The 17,684-nt window shown below is 61.9% G+C and carries 11 protein-coding genes; 3 read left to right on the forward strand and 8 right to left on the reverse strand.

Going from position 1 to position 17,684, the window contains the following annotated elements; genetic code table 11:
• Nucleotides 1-3 precede the first annotated feature (3 nt).
• From FH041_RS22710 to FH041_RS22715, 4 genes are all read right to left on the reverse strand, one after another.
• Nucleotides 4-162 (reverse strand): hypothetical protein, encoded by a 159-nt coding sequence (locus FH041_RS22710; RefSeq protein WP_165919269.1) that lies wholly within the window; start codon nt 160-162, stop codon nt 4-6.
• Between the two features lie 17 nt (nt 163-179).
• Nucleotides 180-1,295 (reverse strand): catalase family protein, encoded by a 1,116-nt coding sequence (locus FH041_RS07795; protein ID WP_140174376.1) that lies wholly within the window; start codon nt 1,293-1,295, stop codon nt 180-182.
• 89 nt (nt 1,296-1,384) lie between these two features.
• Entirely contained in the window at nt 1,385-3,739 is a 2,355-nt protein-coding gene (locus tag FH041_RS07800) for an FdhF/YdeP family oxidoreductase (protein ID WP_140174377.1), read from the reverse strand.
• Between the two features lie 263 nt (nt 3,740-4,002).
• Nucleotides 4,003-4,152, reverse strand: coding sequence for a hypothetical protein (locus FH041_RS22715; RefSeq protein WP_168199525.1), 150 nt, complete (start codon nt 4,150-4,152; stop codon nt 4,003-4,005).
• An 822-nt stretch (nt 4,153-4,974) separates the two neighbouring features.
• Here FH041_RS22715 and FH041_RS07815 point away from each other — a divergent pair.
• Entirely contained in the window at nt 4,975-7,401 is a 2,427-nt protein-coding gene (locus FH041_RS07815; protein ID WP_140174378.1) for a TonB-dependent receptor, read from the forward strand.
• Nucleotides 7,402-7,452: 51 nt separating this feature from the next.
• Here the strand turns inward: FH041_RS07815 and FH041_RS07820 are convergent, their stop codons facing one another.
• Nucleotides 7,453-11,790, reverse strand: coding sequence for an NEL-type E3 ubiquitin ligase domain-containing protein (locus tag FH041_RS07820; RefSeq protein WP_168199526.1), 4,338 nt, complete (start codon nt 11,788-11,790; stop codon nt 7,453-7,455).
• Between the two features lie 234 nt (nt 11,791-12,024).
• Here FH041_RS07820 and nhaA point away from each other — a divergent pair, with 234 nt between their 5' ends.
• Together nhaA and FH041_RS07830 are read left to right on the forward strand one after the other, a co-directional pair.
• On the forward strand, nt 12,025-13,362 hold the full coding sequence (nhaA, locus tag FH041_RS07825; RefSeq protein WP_027914788.1) for a Na+/H+ antiporter NhaA: 1,338 nt from the start codon (nt 12,025-12,027) through the stop codon (nt 13,360-13,362).
• A 154-nt stretch (nt 13,363-13,516) separates the two neighbouring features.
• Nucleotides 13,517-14,374: an SDR family oxidoreductase gene (locus tag FH041_RS07830; protein ID WP_027914787.1), complete on the forward strand. Its 858-nt coding sequence runs from the start codon at nt 13,517-13,519 to the stop codon at nt 14,372-14,374.
• A gap of 39 nt (nt 14,375-14,413) precedes the next feature.
• Here the strand turns inward: FH041_RS07830 and FH041_RS22720 are convergent, their stop codons facing one another.
• From FH041_RS22720 to ercA, 3 genes are all read right to left on the reverse strand, one after another.
• Nucleotides 14,414-14,554, reverse strand: a complete 141-nt coding sequence (locus tag FH041_RS22720; protein ID WP_165919249.1) for a hypothetical protein — start codon at nt 14,552-14,554, stop codon at nt 14,414-14,416.
• 222 nt (nt 14,555-14,776) lie between these two features.
• Complete coding sequence (locus FH041_RS07835) at nt 14,777-16,504, reverse strand: NahK/ErcS family hybrid sensor histidine kinase/response regulator (protein ID WP_111475338.1); 1,728 nt, start codon at nt 16,502-16,504, stop codon at nt 14,777-14,779.
• Complete coding sequence (gene ercA, locus FH041_RS07840; RefSeq protein ID WP_027914785.1) at nt 16,488-17,651, reverse strand: alcohol dehydrogenase-like regulatory protein ErcA; 1,164 nt, start codon at nt 17,649-17,651, stop codon at nt 16,488-16,490. Before ercA ends, FH041_RS07835 begins: the two co-directional genes overlap by 17 nt.
• Nucleotides 17,652-17,684: the final 33 nt, after the last annotated feature.

The raw sequence follows: 17,684 nt of genomic DNA on the forward strand, positions 1-17,684 counted from the left end.
AACCTAGAGCGATTCGCCGTCGTCCTCGATGTCCATCTCAGCCTCCGCCGCCTCCGTGGCATCCGCGTCATTGAGCGCAGGGGAAGTCGGTTTTAACGGATCGTTGATATAAGGCACATCGCTTGGGCCTTTCTCTTCAGTGCCCGCGGTTTCTGGTTGCATGGCGTACTCTCCTCGACTTACAGGCTCGGCCCTTTAGGACCGGGCTCATGGATTGGGCACCCATTGTGCTGCCCACGAAAATTGGCCGACATTTCATAGGCCGGCTTGCGCACCCGCATCACGCCACCCAAGGGCCTGTGCGCCGCCAGACCGTGCCAGGGGCTGAACGCCATGCCGTCGTCGATACGGCGCACATTCTCTTCACTCCATGCCGCTTGAGGCTTGACCTCCAACGTGGCCACGGTCACATAGGGGCTGAGCGTCTCGGGCCACTGACTGGATGCATCTTCGATCGGCATTTGATCAAGGTCGGTGGCCAACTGGACCTGAAGCTCCCAGACGCCGCCCTCGCTTGCAAAAAACGCTTCCATGGCGTGACGTAGCCCGTCTGGATCGTCTTTGAGGTCAACAACCTGATCGGTCAGCGCAGTCAAGGCCGCCGACACGGGCACTACCGCAAGCTTTGCGTAGTAAGGGCCATAGAGTACAGGTACGACGGTGCTGAAGCTTTCGCCAAGAATGTGGGTTTGAGGGTGCCCACCAAGGCTTTTGAGCGTGCCGCTCTCACCGCCAAACGCTTCGACCACTTTTTCTGCACCGCGCAGCACGGCCGACACTACCTTTTTCGTACCCGGCGCTTTGTCAGTGGTTTTGGCAAGCAACTTCAACGTCTTGAGAAACGCCTTGGGGTCTGGCGCGGTGAAGGCTTTGGCATTTTGCATGACAAAGTCCTGCGTGACTTGCCCTTCACTGCCTGGCAACCGCGGGCCTTGTACGCCAACGATCTTGAGCGCCAGCCCCCGTGGGGTGGAAACCTTGTCATCGAGGATGTCACCCGGGTTGGTGGAAAACCGCAGGTAAGCATCGAACTCACCCGGTGTGGCGAACGCCCCCTGAGCGAGCTGCGCCGGCAACCCTGGCGCCACTTTCAGTGTGCCGCGCAACAATCCATGTGCTTTTGCATGAACGCTGCGGTTGGCATGGCCATTGTCCTTGAAGGTGGTCTCAATGATTTCGCGCAGCGTATCCTGCAACGCCTGGCTGGTCTGTGCTTCATCTTCGGGAATCTGTTCAAACCCAGGCTCAAAAGGTAATGGCACTACCAAGGCGGGGGCATCGGGCAGCTTATTCATTACTACGCTCCTGTCGTCTCGAGACGAACAATGGGATGGTTACCAGCACACAGCCTTCACGATTCTGCATGGTCCAGCACCCCTCACGCTCAATTGATCTGATCGTGCGCAGGCACTGCCTTGCTGAGGTCGCTTGCACGGGGATCGACCTTGTGCAGCGTCACCGGCACGCACTTGGCGGCAGGCACCTTGCTGCGTTCAGCGTGGTGCCACAGCGGGATCAGCGGATTGCACTCAGGGTAATAGGCGCCCGCACAGCCTTCGGGAATGTCATAGGCGATGATCTGCAAAGGACCGACTTCTCGCACGACCTGGGGCTCGACAGCAGTGCGTAGCAGCACCCAGTCGCCTGCAGCCAAACCCAACCGAACCACATCGCTGCGATTGAGGAACACGACGCTACGGGTGCCTTTTACCCCACGAAAACGGTCGTCGTAGCCATAGACAGTGGTGTTGAACTGGTCATTGCTGCGCAGCGTCATCAATTGCAGCACATCATGCGCCGAGACAGCGGGCTGCAAGTCGTTGTCCTCATCAAGCCCCTGGGGCGCCACGAACTGGGCTTTGCCAGACGGGGTCTGCCACTCCCGTTTAGCCGCCGGCAGGGGCCTATGGAAACCGCCGTGCTCCCACATGCGTGTTTCCATGTTGTGAAATATCTCGGGGTAGACCTGGCTGATCGCTTCGCGGATCAATGCATAGTCGTGGCGCCAAGCATCCCAGTCGACAGTCGTTCGCTGATCCAGGGTCGCTTCGGCCAACCCGGCAATAATCGCCACTTCGGAGCGGAGGTGTTCACTGGCTGGCTCATTGCGGCCCTGCCAGGCGCGGATGCAGCCGGTACTGTCCTCGGTGGTATAGACCTGCTCTACACCCTCCTGACGATCAGCTTCTATGTGCCCAAGACAGGGCAACAACCAGCCATGTCGCCCCGGGAACAGATGCGTGCGATTAAGCTTGGTCGCCACCTGGACGTTCAGCGTAAGCGTCTGCCAGGCCGCCTCCATGCACTGGGTGTCGGGAATCGCCCGCAGGAAGTTGCCACCCAGGCCGATGAAAGCCTTGACCTTGCCCTCGACGAGCGCTTGGCAGCAGTCCACCGTGGCCATGCCCTTGTTCGGTGGAACCTGCACGCCAAACAGTGCTTGCAGTTTTTGACCCGGAACCTTGGCCGGGTCCTCCGTGATACCGACCGTGCGCTGGCCTTGCACATTGGAGTGCCCGCGCACGGGACAGATGCCTGCGCCGGGCTTGCCGATGTTGCCGCGCAATAGCAGCAGGTTGACCAGCATCTGCACGTTGTCGACACCGCGTCGGTGCTGGGTCATGCCCATCCCGTAGATGATCATGACCTTGCTGCTACGGGCATAGACGGTAGCTGCAGCTTCCATCGCAGCACGCCCGAGGCCGGACTGACGCTCCAGGGTCGCCCACTCATGGTGCTGAACTTCTTCTCGCAGCGCGTTCAACCCATCGGTGTGTGCCTGGATGAACGCATGGTCGAGCACAGCCGGCTTGCCCTCGTCACTTGCCTGTTGTTCCATCGCAAGCAGGGCCTTGATGATCCCCATCACTGCTGCCAGGTCGCCCCCTACCTTGACCTGATGATACTGGGTACTGATCACAGTCGATTCAGGCCCCAGCATTTCACTGGGGGATTGAGGGTTGACGAAGCGCTCAAGCCCTCGCTCGCGCAGTGGATTGAAGGTGATGATGGGCACATTGCGCTTGCGCGCTTCCTGCAGCGGGTGAAGCATTCGCGGGCTGTTGCTGCCTACGTTCTGGCCGAAGAAGAAAATGCAGTCGGTGTGTTCAAAATCTTCCAGCGTGACGGTGCCGACGGGTACACCAATACTCTCCTGCAGTCCGACCGACGTGCTCTCATGACACATGTTCGAGCTGTCCGGGAGGTTGTTCGTGCCGTAGGCGCGGGCGAACAGCTGGTACATGAACGAGGCTTCCAGCGATGCCCTGCCCGAGGCATAGAACACCGTTTCGTCCGGGCTCAGGGCTTGCAACTGTTGGCCGATCTGCTGGTACGCCTCTGCCCAGGTGGTAACTTGGTAACGGTCGCTAGCCGGGTCGTAGCGCATGGGGTGGGTCAGCCGGCCTTGCTGCTCCAAGGCGTAATCGGTCCATGTGCGCAGCGCTGAGAGGGTATGGGTGGCAAAAAAATCCGGGCCGGTGCGGTGGCGGGTAAGTTCCCAGGCGGTGGCCTTGGCGCCGTTCTCGCAGAACTCCAGCGCGTGTGGGTTGCCTGGCTTGGCCCAGGCACAGCTGACGCAGGCGAAGCCTTTGGGTTTGTTTTGCCTGACCAGCGCCATGGGTGCTGTTGTAATGGCCTGTTCCCGCCAGAGTATGGTCATGACAGAGCGCGCCGACCCCCAACCGCCTGCTGCATCTTTATAGGGCTTGTATCGCGCTTGAGGGTGGATGAGCGACATGGCCGCCTCGCTGTAGTTATGTCTGAATATTTCGAGGTGGGATGGGAGAGGGAAGTTCAAGCGAGCATGGTGTTTGCTGGCTGAGTGGGCGTGGGGTGGGAGCGTCTTCTCAAAGGGGTCGCTGCAAATTGGTCTTTTCTGAGATCGATCCGATAACGCCAGGGGCCGCTGTGCGGCCCATCGCGGCACGAGACCGCTCCCACATGGGGGATAAGGGTACCTAGGGGCGATATTCAATTCTTAGTTATTCGATATGGACACGCTTACAAACTACTTCCAACATAGTTGTCATCGTCGTCACCGCTGTCGCTGTGGATCTTGATCTTGATCTTGATCTTGATCTTGATCTTGATCTTGATCTTCGCGACTTCAGAAGGCCGAACGCAGGTCTTGCGAAGGGAGGTGACAGGCATGGATGCCTGTCAAGCGCTGGGCCCCAGGATGGGGCCTGCAGCGCGGTCCTCCCGGGAGCAAGACCGGAGTGAGGGAACCCCGAAGCGCAGCGTAGGGGCCGTATGAATGGAGCGCAGCCTTTTTTGGTTACTTTTTGTGGCGTTTGACAAAAAGTAACTCGCCGTAAGGGCGAAAAGGTGATTAACCGTCGCCATCGCAAATGGACTATGCGCTCTATCAATACCCACACCAACCCAATCAAACTTCAAACTTCAAACTTCAAACTTCAAAGCGTTGGCGCATATATCGAGTTGGTATTCATTGGCGCGGGTGGCGCACAGTCACCCTTCCGCCCTTACGGCGGCTCACTTTTTGTCTTGTCAAAAAGTAAGCAAAAACCGCCTGCTCCTATCATCCGGCCCCTACGCTACGCTCCGGGGTCCCCTCGCTCCGGGCTTGCTCCCGGGAGGACCGCGCTGCAGGCCCCATCCTGGGGCCCAGCGCTTGACAGGCATCCATGCCTGTCACCTCCCTCCGCAAGCCCTGCGCTCGGCCTCCTGAAGTCGCGATCTGCGGCGCCTGGGCTACCGCGCGCTTAGAAGCAAGAGCAAAAGCAAGAGCAACTGCAACTGCAACTGCAACTGCAACTGCAACTGCAACTGCAACTGCAAGCCGCGCGCCCTGCAAGATGTATTGCAACTGAAATTAGTCTTGTAGGGCCATAGAATATCACCCTAGCCAAGGCTCATCCCCAACAACCCTGGTGAATCATCGTGCTCGTTCGTTCATATAAAAAAGCGGCGGAATAACCCGCGATCACGCCTAGGACGAACGGACACGCCATGACACTTCGCACCCAATCACTTTCACGTACCCAGATATTGCGCCTAACCTTGCTAGCCGTTGCCCTCTCACCGCTTGACCACCTACCCGCCTTGGCAGCTGATCAGGTGAAGACCATCAGCCACGATATCGCCCCAGGCCCCCTCGACAGCGTACTGAACGAATACGCCCAGCGCGCCGCCCTTTCGGTGTCGTTCGATCGTAACGCCCTCGCCGACCTGCGCTCGAGCGGCCTGCAAGGACGCTACGGCGCATGGGAAGGGCTTAATCACCTGTTGCAAGGCACTGGCCTGCGCCTCAGTCGCGACACCAATGGTGGCTACCTAGTGCTCCCCCCCGCCCCGAGCAACAGCGGGGCGATGGAACTGACCGCCCTGAGCATTTCCGGCAAGGCCCCCGGCGCACTCACCGAAGGTTCAGGCGCCTACACGACCGAATCGTCCAGCAGCTCCACGCGCCTGAACCTGTCACTCAAGCAAACCCCACAATCGATCACGGTCCTGACGCGCCAGCGCCTGGACGACCAGAAGCTCGATACCCTCACCGACGCACTGGACGCGACCACCGGCATCACCGTCATTCGCGAAAGTCTGGGCGCCGACAGTACGGCGTACCTGTCACGGGGCTTTGCCATCCGCAACTTCGAGATCGACGGCGTCCCCACGTCGGCGAACATGGACAACTACACCCAGAACACGGCCATGTACGACCGCGTGGAAATCGTGCGCGGCGCCACGGGCCTGATCAGTGGCATGGGCAACCCATCGGCCACCATCAACCTGATTCGCAAACGCCCCACCGTTGATCCTCACGTGCAACTGAGCGCCGAGGCTGGTAGCTGGGATCACTATGGCCTGGGTGTTGATGTGAGCGGCGCGCTCGATGAAAGCGGCAGGCTGCGCGGCCGCCTGGTGGCCGATCACAAGGACCAGCACGCCTGGATCGACCGCTTTAGCCAAGCAATCTCGACCCTATATGGCATCACCGAACTGGACCTGAGCGACACGACCCTGCTGACGTTGGGCCTCAGCCATCAGGTCACCCACAGTACCGCCCCCATTCGCACCGGCTTCCCGCTGTTCACCACGGACGGGGCACGCACACATTTCTCCCGCTCGTTCAATACCGCGCCAAACTGGAGCTACTATGATCGGCAGCAAAGTACCCTCTTCACCTCGCTTGAACATCAGTTCGCCAACGGGTGGAGCGGCAAGGTGGAGTACACGCACGCGCGCAACGACTACGACACCGTGATCGCCTACGTCGATGGCGAAATCGACCCAGCAACCGGTGCCGGTGCAACGATCAACCCGACACGCTGGAAGGCAGCGCCCACCCAGGACAGCCTGGACGCCTATCTCACCGGCACCTTCGACGCCCTGGGGCGCGAGCACGAATTGATCGGCGGCGTGACCCTGTCGCGGACCGAGGAAAGAGGCACCTCCAACTTCGGCGGCTGGCAGAGCGCTCGAACAGGCTACGACGACACCATCGACAACATCTTCAACTGGAACGGGTCGTCCCCCAAGCCAGTGTTCACCCAAATCGGTACCACCGACATGACCGAAACCCAGTACGCCGGCTACTTGACCTCGCGGCTGCACCTGAGCGACGCCGCCAGGCTGATCCTCGGGGCGCGCGTGGTCGACTGGAACAGGGTGAACAAGAGCGCGCTCTATAGTGGCTCGCGTCAACGCACCGAGCGCACCGAAAATGGTGTGGTCATCCCCTATGCTGGGCTGGTCTATGACCTGAACGATACCTGGGCTGCCTACGCCAGCTATACCCAAATCTTCAACCCGCAAGGTAACCAGATCCGCGACGTCAAGGGCTCGCCCCTCGACCCACAGGAAGGCACAGGCTACGAAGTAGGATTGAAAGCCGACCTGCTCGACGAACGCCTGACCGCGAGCCTGGCCCTGTTCCGAGTAGAGCAGGACAACCTGGCAATCGCCGATGGGCGCCTGCTCCAGCCTAACGGGTTTCAGGCGTATCGCGCCGAGAGCGGCACCACGAGCGAAGGTGTGGAGCTTGAGGTCAACGGTGAGCTGGCTGAAGGCTGGCAGGTAATGGCGGGCTATTCCTATAACGTCAGCTTCGATACCAACGACGAGCGCATCGTCACCGAGATTCCGCGCAACAGCGTGAAGCTGTTCACCACTTACCGCCTGCCGGGCGAGCTGGATAAATGGACTGTCGGCGGCGGGGTCAACTGGCAAAGTGAAACGGGCTACGCCTTGAGCTACGCCACCACCCAGAGCAGTTATGCGCTGGTCAACCTGATGACTCGCTACCAGGTCACTCCACAGCTTTCAGCCAGTGTGAACGTCAGTAACCTGTTCGACAGGCACTACCTGACGACCACGGCGGGTGGCATCTACGGCGCACCACGCAACGTCATGACAACCCTGCGCTACAACTTCTGAGGCCCACACCCGCCAGCGGATAAGCGGGCCCATCAATGACGGGCCCGGTAGTTACGCCAGTTCTCCCTCCCAGGGATGCTCCAGCAGCAGCCGCAAGGTCAATGACAGGGTCAGCTGGCGCTCGGCCGCGCTGCGCTCATCGGCAAGTTTACCCACGGCCTCGATGATCTGCTGCTCGGTCATACCTTCCTGGCCCTGCAAAAGTGCCTCGAGCTGGACGTGGTAGGGCTGGTTCAATGTCTCGTATTCGTTTGCATACGAAGTGCGCACAAAATCCATCCAAAACGTGCGCTGCAGTAGCGAATCGGCAATCCGCGCGTTGCTTTCAGCCAGCAGAATACTGCGTGCGGCTTCACGCAGACGCACATCGTCGACGTCGGAAAATACCCGGTGATACATGTAGCGTGATTGAGCCGGCAGTCCCAACGGCCGGACCAACCCTGCCCGATATGCCAGGTGTATCTCCACTTCATCGATCAGGCCGTAGGGGTTGCTGGCCCGCTCGCTGGCAATGTGCTGGGCTGCGACACGATCCACCTCGTCCAGGCGATACAGCTCGCGGCCAATGCGCACGAGAGCAGGCGCCGTGTCTGCGGCGGCAAGCCCTGCGGTGCGGGTCGCGACCAGGGCACGCACCTCGAACAGGCTAAGCATCAGCAGCATCTGATCAGCACAGGTGCGCGGGCCCGCTGCCTGCTGGAAGACAGCTTCACGGACCAGCGAATGCTCGACACACACCTCGATCAACGCCCAGATGCGCCTGCGCAGATCGATGCCTTGAAAGTCATAGTCGTTCGAGCGCCCAAGGTCGTTGAAGAACCGCATCAGGTCATCGCTGCCAGGCTCGTCGGTCAGCGCCGCCCAATGCTCGGAGCGAATCCCACGCTCCTCAGGGCTGGAGTCCGCCAACCAGCGCTCAAGGGATTCTTGCCCGCCAGGGCCATGACGGCGCACAGGCAAGGCCGTTGCCCCGACTTCGCCCAGAGTGCTGCGCAGCGCGGTCTGCGTGGGTTCGGGCACAGGGTTATCGTGCAGGCTTAGCCCAGCCAGACGCCGGTGAGAGTGAGCAAGGGTCGGGCTCATGCCCGCGATATGGTTGTCGCGAAGGTCGATGTCTTCCAACGCGGGGTGCATGTATACCTCTATCGGCAACTCGTTCAAGCCCGTGCCACGCAAGTGCAGCCGTTGTAGATCCAGCAACCGTCCCAGCGGTGGCAGCCGACCGATAGGGTTATGCGACAGGTCAAGGATGCGCAACCTGGTCAATGCACTGAGCCTGGCCAGGCCTGCATCGTCGATCACGATCTGGTTGCGCGTCAGGCGCAGCTCGGTGAGCTGGGTCAGTGCCTGCAAGCCTTCTGGAACACTGCTTAGCAAGTTGTGGCTCAAGTCCAGGGTGCGTACATTGGGGAATCGCTGGAGAAACCCCTCGGTGATGCCCGACAAGTAGGCGCGGCGAATTGTCAGGTGGGTGACGTGATCGAACGACGCTTGCTCAGGCAACAGCGGAAGACTTTCGATGCGCTCGCTGTCGATGACCAGGCGGTACTCGCCATCGGCATCGGGTCGCTTACGCCGCCAGCATTGGCGGATGCGACGAGCAATCTGTCGACGGCGCTCAGGCAAAGGCGCAGTGGTTGCTTCTCGGCGCCAGGCTGCCAGGTTTTCACCCAGATCGACAAGGCACTGCTGCAATTGGCGCAGGTGATCCCACGGTTGCTCGCCCTGCAACCGCACCCGCTCAAGATACACTTCGATTTCCATCTCGTTCAGCGTCGGGAAGATCTGCTGGTAGCCCCGAAGCATGGCTTGCCGCGACCCTTCCGGACGGCCACTCAGCCTATAGCCGATACGTCCATCGCCAAGGCGCATCGCGGGCCTTGGCTTGCCCACCGGCACCATGCCCAAGAGCCGCGCAGCCTGTGTCCGGTCAGCAAAAGCACGGTCTGCCAGCGCGCTGGCAAGATCGGCCGGGGCCCCCGAGGCCGCCCCCATGGCAACGCGCTGCTCGGGGTCAAGGGTGCGCAGCAATGCCTGGAAAAAATCATCACTGGCCACAGCACCGTGCAGGGGACGTCCTGCATGATCGGTTATCAGGTACCCCTGTGCCTTATGAATCAGGCAGCGGGTCTCGGGTGCCGTGTCAGCGCCTACGCTGGCTCGCATATCGCCCCCGAATTGCGCCTCGTGCACTTCTATCTTGACTGCCGCAGCCCAAGCCCAGTCGCGGTGCAGCAATGCCAAAGCCAACCGCTCGGTATCCCTGTTAACGGCGTTGGCCTGCTCGAAACCGGCACACGCACGATCCAGGCGTGCGTCATGCAACGCCCATCGTGCCCGCTCGGCCAGCGCAAGCGGCACTTTGCGTTGCTCCAGCAACTGCCTGAGCTCGGTATCGCCCGCGGCCGTGAGCAACTCCCGGCCAGCGCGCGTGGAAAGTGCTGGAAAATCGCGGTGCAGCGGCTCGGCCGCCAGCGCGGGCACTTCCTGTGCCTCATGCCAATGCGCTTCGAAGGCTTGTCCACGCAGGCGGGGGAACGCTCGATGCAGCTCGTATCTGTGCACGGCATCACACAACCGCGCAGGTGCAGGTGCGTTTTCAAGATGCAAGCGACGCAACGCGGCTTCGTCCAGCCCTACACTGCGCAGCACCGCGCGCACCGCTGCTGGGCTAACCGAACTCAGGTTCGAGCCCAGACGCGCCACCAGCATGCCGACGTCGGACCACTCCTGAGGGCGCTCCAGTGCATGGCGCATCCCGCCCGCCTCATTGTCTTCCAGGCTAACTGCAGGGGCTTGGACACGCTGCGGATGCTCAATCGTCGCGCGATACTCACTAGGCCCCAACCTGTAGGCACTGCCCTCTACGGCCACGTGTAAACGCCCATTGAGCAAACCCCGCTGCCCGGCCATCAGGTGCGAGTCGGGAACCGCATAACCTGGCAGGTCGACCCGGGCCAGGCGCTGCTCGCCCGCAGGCGTCAGCACAGGTGCCAGTTCATCGATAACGCCCTCTCGCGCCAGCATCCGGCCCGTGGCTGCACCGACAGCGGCGCCTACCCCAATCATGACGACGTTTTGCGCCACCGACATCAGATGACCGAGCGCTGCCTCTCGATCGCCAAGCGCCCACTCGTGGTAGCCATCGATCACGTCATCGGTAACCTGGCGCGCCGCCAGTGCGAGCAAGGGCAACCCGAGCTCGGGTACGAAGAAACTGGCCAAGCCCAGCAGGTCCAGCCCGAGACCCTTGAGTAAGTGGTTACGCCGGTCGCGCGCTTGACTGTCCACCGCCGTGCTGGGCACAGCCAGGGACTGCGCGTCCTCGAGCAGGGTATCGACCTGGACGCTGCGCAGGTGCGCGATCAGTGCACCGTGGATGACTTGGTGGCGACCGTCCAGTTCGATGGGGTCCTCAGCCGCTGCGCTGCCCAGCGCATGCTGGAAGCGCTGGCTGAAATGCAGGCGATCATGCTCCTTGATGAAGCGCTGGAAGAACTGCCGGTACGCAGGGTCGCGCAAACGCGTGCCAAGGCTGCGAAACAACTGCGACCACGAAGGGTAAGCGCCAATGGCGCCATGGGGATCGTCAGGTATCCACACGATCAGGTTCTGTGGCGCGGATGAGCCGTGCTCAGACGCAGGTTCGAACACCGTAACACCGGTCACCACTCGGCCAAACAGCCGAATTTCGCTGAACGCGCCTGGCAGTGGCTCGACAGCGCCGGCTACAGCACTGACCAGGCGATCAAGCTCCGCACCCTTCACGACGCCCTGTAGCCGCGCGAGCTCTACAGCGGCCAGTAGGCTGCGGCGCCACCCCTCTTCAAGGTCCGCGTTGACTTCGCGTCGGCGCTTGTCGTCGGCAAACAGCACCTGCTTGAGGTGCTGCTGGTAAGCAGCGCCCAGGTCCAAGGACCGACAGACCCCCGCGAAAGCCCGCGGACGCAAGGGGAGCACCGTCCCATCCGCATCCAGCACGTTCGACTGTGGCAACCAGGCTACCTCGGCGGTCTCTCGCCGATCAAAATTGTGCAACGCACAGGCCAGCAAGGGTTGCTCCAGCGTCTTGGGAACCACGCGATCAGGAATGGCGGTTACACCGGACGGGTAACGTACATGCACCACGCGATGAAGCCTGGCAGCTCGGACGTCCACCGGCCGGTGCAAGAGCCTTTGCAATGCCGCCTCAAGTAATGTGCTGGCGAAGTCGTCCAGAGGCTGCACTTGGGCGAAAACGGCCTGAACCTGCTCACGCGCCCGTTGCTGGTCAAGCAGCGCCTGATGCAGGACTTGGAGCTGCTCGACCGTGGCATCAGTCATCCAGGGCGGCAGTCGGTCGGCGATGAATGCATCCACGGAATCATCGGAGAACGGCGAGTTTGTCATGAAGCACCTGTGAGTCGCAAAAGCGTCACTCAGCCAGCTTCGAGACCTGTCTTTGAGGTAGTTGTCTAACGCCACCCACATGCAGCGCGGTGCATAGCCCGGCGTCACCGACCTCAGTCTCCCCACACGTGGCCAGTTGCGCTACAATCGCGCCCGGGTGCTAGCTGCTTGGGGCAGTGAAGCAGGTTAAACAAGCTACGCAGGTCGGGCCGCCATGCGGGAGTTATTGCGCCTATGCAAAACACGATAGTCCCCAAAGCACAGCAACTGGCCGAGCGCGCGCTGGCCAGCCTCGAACGTTTCCTGCACATCGAAGCCGTCAGTGGTGTGGTACTGCTGATCGCCGCCATCGCCGCCCTGATCTGGGCCAACTCCCCGGCCGCCGCCAGTTACGACGCCCTCTGGCATACGCCAATCACGCTGGGCATCGGCTCGCTGGTCTATTCCCAGTCCCTGCATTTCTGGATCAACGACGGCCTGATGACGATCTTCTTCCTCGTGGTCGGCATGGAGATTCGCCGCGAGATTCATGAAGGCGCCCTTTCCAGCCTGCGCCAGGCGTCCTTGCCCATGGTGGCAGCCATGGGCGGCGTCGCCGTGCCTGCCATGGTCTACCTGGGCTTCGGCCATGCGCCCAGCGAACAGCAAGGCTGGGCCGTGCCGACAGCCACCGATATCGCCTTTGCGGTCGGCGTATTGGCGTTGCTGGGCAAGTCGATCCCGTCGAATATTCGCGTCTTTCTGCTGGCCCTGGCGATCATCGACGACATCATCGCCGTGCTGATCATCGCCGTGTTCTATTCCGGTGGCCTGGACTACCTAGGCTTCGCTGTCGCGGCAGTGGGCGTGCTGCTGGTCCTGCTCATGCAGCGCATTGGCGTCGGCTCGGCCTTCGCCTACGTCATCCCAGGCGCGATCACATGGGTGGGTGTGCTGATGACCGGCGCCCACCCTACCCTGGCAGGCGTCGTACTCGGCCTGATGACCCCTGTCACCAGCCGACCCATGTGGGAGCGCCCCGTAGAAGCCGTGTCGCGCCTGAGCGATGAGGTAGTCGGCCGCGCCAAAGCCGCGGCCCAAGACGCAAGCGAACTGCTGACGCCCCTCAAGCAGCTGCGCGTGGCCCAACGTGAAGTGCTGCCGCCGGTGGTGCGTGTGCAAAGCGCGCTGCACCCTTGGGTGGCATTCGGGATCATGCCGCTGTTTGCCTTGGCGAATGCCGGGGTGAGCCTGTCGGGCGTCAACCTGGACAGCGAGACGCCGCGCTGGGTGATGGAGTCGGTGATGGCGGCGCTGGTCATCGGCAAACCAGTGGGCATCGTCGGCATCAGCTGGCTGATGGTGCGCCTGGGCGTGTGCTCGCTGCCGCCAGGGGTCAACTGGAGCGGCATCACCTTGATCGGGCTGCTGGCCGGCATTGGCTTCACCATGTCCATCTTCATCGCCAACCTGGCGTTCGCCAGCCCAGCGGCGCTGGGTGCGGCCAAGTTGGGCGTGCTGGCAGGCTCGGTGGTTGCGGCCACGCTGGGCCTGGCATGGGGCGCGTGGCGCGTGCGCGGTAAACACAGGTAGCGCCGACGCTGTTTCCCCATGCTCACGCGCATGGGGAAACACGCTTAAGGCTTGCCAAGAGCCGCTCGTCGTCCCAATCATCGATCCGAGTCAACCCAGGGCAACGGGACCTTTCGAACAGGTACGAGCATTCTCAACTGCAGGAGCTTTTACCATGCGCGACTACCCTACCCCGCCCTTCCCCTCCCAACCCCAGACAGTGCCCGGCTCCCAGCCGAAAATGGACCCGGTACCGGACTGCGGCGAGCAGACCTACGTCGGCCATGGCCGGCTCGAGGGCAAGAAAGCGCTGATTACTGGCGGCGACAGCGGCATTGGCCGCGCAGTGGCCATCGCCTATGCCCGTGAAGGCGCCGATGTCGCTATCTCCTACCTGGACGAACACGAAGACGCCAAGGAGACCGCGCGCTGGGTCGAGGCAGCCGGGCGCAAGTGCCTACTGCTGCCAGGCGATCTGGCGCAGAAGCAGCAATGCCATGCGATCGTGGAAAAAACCGTGTCCGAATTCGGCCGCATCGACATCCTGGTCAACAACGCCGCCTTCCAGATGGCCCACGAAACGTTCGAGGAAATCGAAGACGACGAGTGGGTGAAAACCTTCGACACCAACATCACGGCGATCTTCCGCATCTGCAAGGCCGCCTTGCCGTCCATGCCCAAAGGCAGCTCGATCATCAACACAAGCTCGGTCAACTCCGATGATCCGTCTTCCTCGCTGTTGGCCTATGCGGCGACCAAAGGCGCCATCGCCAACTTCTCCGCAGGGCTTGCGCAACTGCTGGCCAAAAAAGGGGTACGCGTCAACAGCGTAGCGCCAGGCCCGATCTGGACGCCGTTGATCCCCGCGACCATGCCCGACGAAGCAGTCAAGAATTTCGGCTCCAGCTACCCCATGGGCCGCCCGGGCCAACCGGTGGAAGTAGCCCCGATCTACGTGCTGCTGGGTTCGGACGAAGCGAGCTACATCAGCGGCTCGCGCTATGCAGTGACAGGCGGCAAGCCCATTCTCTGACTGACGCAGGGCTCTGCACCCGCAGAGCCCTCCACCACCTCACGGCATCAGAATCGCCTGAGCGTGGTCAATGCAAGGCACCGGCATGCTGTCCCTGCTCACCATGAGCCACTGGCGCATGCGAGCAGTGTCGAATATCTGGCCTTCTTCCATCATCGTCAGAATCAATGCCTGGGACATTCGGTAACACCCACACTGGGCGCACTGGCGCTGCTCCCACCCGCCGGCACATTCGACGGACTCTGCTTGTCCTGCGCATATCAGACAGCTCATGTAAGCCCCCTTGTTGTTCTTGTTCACCAACGCGTGGTCGCATGACCCACCCGACCCGGGCATGGCCAACTTCCATGAGATATCCGTGCCAACGCTTAAATTCCGTGAAATACGCTGCCCGATTGTCGGTCAGGTCAGCAGTTGACTGAGCACCGCGCGCAGTTTCCCGGGTTTTACCGGCTTGTTCAGTACCGGCATGCCCAGCGCCTGGAACGCCCGCCTGCCTTCGTCGCTGCGGTCGGCGGTAATGATGACCGCAGGGATCGTGCACCCGAATTGCTCACGCAACCGCTCAACCACGTCGCACCCCAAAACGCCATGATCCAGGTGATAGTCGGCCAAAATCAATTCTGGCGGCCGACCCTGCAGCGCGATACAGGCCGCGTGCTGATCCAAAGCCGTGACGACCTCGCACCCCCATTGGCTCAACAAGGCGCCCATGCTGTGCAAGATACTCGACTCGTTATCCAGCACCAGCAGCCGCCGCCCCGGCAGTGGGTCCCCCATGCTCGGCTGCAGGAGGACCACTGGGGTAGCAGCCGGCAGGCAGCTTGCCATTGGCACCTCAATCGTGAACACCGACCCTCGTCCGGGCCGCGACCGCACCCGTACCGGATGCTCGAGTATCTTGGCGATGCGCTCGACGATCGCCAGGCCCAGGCCAACCCCCTTGCGCTCGGCTGCACGGCCCACATCCAACTGGTTGAACTCGAGGAAGATCGACTCCAGGCGATCTTCCGGGATACCGCGCCCGGTATCCCATACCTGCAGCGCCAGGTAATGGCCACGCCGCTGCGCCGCCAACAGCACGCCGCCCGTTGACGTGTAGCGGCAGGCATTGCTGAGAAAATTGCGCAGGATACGGGTCATCAGCCGCAGATCGGTGCCCACGGCAACGTCGGGAATGCGCGCCCTGAGCTTGAGCCCTGCGGCGTCGGCCACTGGCTCGAACTCAGACACCAGCGGCGCGAACACGGTGCTCAGGTGGTACACGCCCATGTCCGGCTTCACGGCGGCCTGATCAAGTCGCGAGATGTCCAACAGGTCAGTCAGCAGGTCTTCGGCCCCTTCCAAGGCCTGGTGAGTGCGCTCCACCAGCAGTTGTTCGGCCTGCGCAAGCGGCCGCTCGCGCAGGGTCGAGATCAGCAAGCGGGCGGCATTGAGCGGCTGCAGCAGGTCATGGCTGGCCGCCGCCAGGTACTTGTCTTTGCTGCGATTGGCCAGTTGTGCGGCGTCCCGGGCGTCGCGCAGGGCCCGGGCGATCTGCTTGCGTTCGGTGATCTGCTGGTGCAGGTTGCGATTGGCTTCGAGCAGTTGGTCGGTCCGGTCGGCCACCCGCTGCTCAAGCTCATCGTTGAGTTGCTGCAAGTGCTGCTGCGCCAGCTTGCGCTCGGTAATATCGGCCACGAACCCTTCCACCAAGCCCTCATGCCCGGGTTTGCGCAACAGGTTCATGAGCACGTCGATGTGGCTGCCATCACGGCGCCGCAGGCGGGTTTCGTAACCGTGCAGGCTATGCTCGCGCGCCAAGGTCGTGGTGATGGCGTGCAGTTCCTGAGCACCCCCGACGAAGAGGTTGGCGCCAAGGTCGGTCAACGAGAACAGTACGGCCTGAGGGTCGTCGTAGCCCAGCATCCGCGCCAGGGCCGGGTTGGCAGCACGCATGCCGTCCTGCAGGCTGGCCTGGAAGATGCCGTGAACGGCATTTTCGAACAACCACTTGTAGCGGTTGCGCTCAGCTTCCAGTTCCTCCAGCCGCGCGGCCAGCTCCGGGTAATGACTCTTGCGCGCGGACTGGTCGCCCAGCCCGAGCAGCCCGGCCAGTGCTCGCTGCTGCGCTTCAGAGGGCTTCGCCATAAACGACCTCGACGTCTCGCTGACTGGAGGCACGTGGGTTGGTCAGGATGCACGGATCGTCCATTGCGTGCTGCGACAGGAATGGAATATCGCTGGTGCGCACACCGTGCAGCCCGAGTGTTTCATGGAAGCCCATGGCGTATTTCAAGGCGATCAGGTGGTCGACCAGACGCGCGCAGATCTGCCGGTGGTTCAGGCCCCGGCAATCGATGCCCATCACCTCGGCAATCACCTTGAAACGCTCTGGCGCCGAGCTGTAGTTGAACGCCACCACATGCTCGACCAGCACCGCGTTGCACAGCCCGTGGGGCAGATCCAGGAAGCCGCCCAGGCTGTGGGACATCGCGTGCACGGCGCCGAGGATGGCATTGGAAAAGGCAAGCCCCGCCTGCATGCTGCCCAGCATGACTTTTTCGCGCAGGCCGATGTCGGTCGGATTGGCGATCATCTGCACCAGGTTGCCGTTGATCAGCCGCATGGCTTCAAGGGCATGGGGGTCGGTCAAGGGGCCGTGGCCGGTGGAGACGAACGCCTCGATCGCATGCACCAGGGCATCGATCCCGGTACAGGCCGACAGAAACGGGTCCATGCTCAGGGTGGTCTGCGGATCGATCAACGACACGTCGGGCACCACCGCCTTGCTGACGATGGAGAACTTCATGCGTTCCTGTTGGTTGGAGATGATCACGAACTGCGACACATCCGCCGAGGTGCCGGCCGTGGTCGGGATCAGGATCAGCGGGGGGCTGGGCACGCGGATCATGTCCACACCCTCGAATTCGAGGATGCTGCGTCCGTGCGCCACCACGATGCCGATGGCCTTGCCGCAGTCCATCGGGCTGCCCCCGCCGACTGCGACGATGACATCGCAATGGTTTTGCCGGTAGATCTCGGCGCCGAGCATCACCTCCTCGACCCGGGGGTTGGGCGACACTGCGCTGTAGAGGCAATAGTCGATGCCCTGGGCTTGCAGGCTGGCCTCGACGTCGGCCACCCACCCGGCAGCGATCACCCCGGGGTCGCTGACCACCAGCACCTTGCGGGCCCCGAAGGTCTTGGCGTAGTTGGCCACGTTATGCCGGCAGCCGGCACCGAAGATGATTTCAGGCGAAACGAATTTGCGTAGCGGGCTGAAACTCTGGCTCATGGGCAAGCCTGATCTTATTGTTCTGGAAGGTGA

This window comes from Pseudomonas sp. SWI7, assembly GCF_006351945.1.
Lineage (GTDB): Bacteria > Pseudomonadota > Gammaproteobacteria > Pseudomonadales > Pseudomonadaceae > Aquipseudomonas > Aquipseudomonas fulva.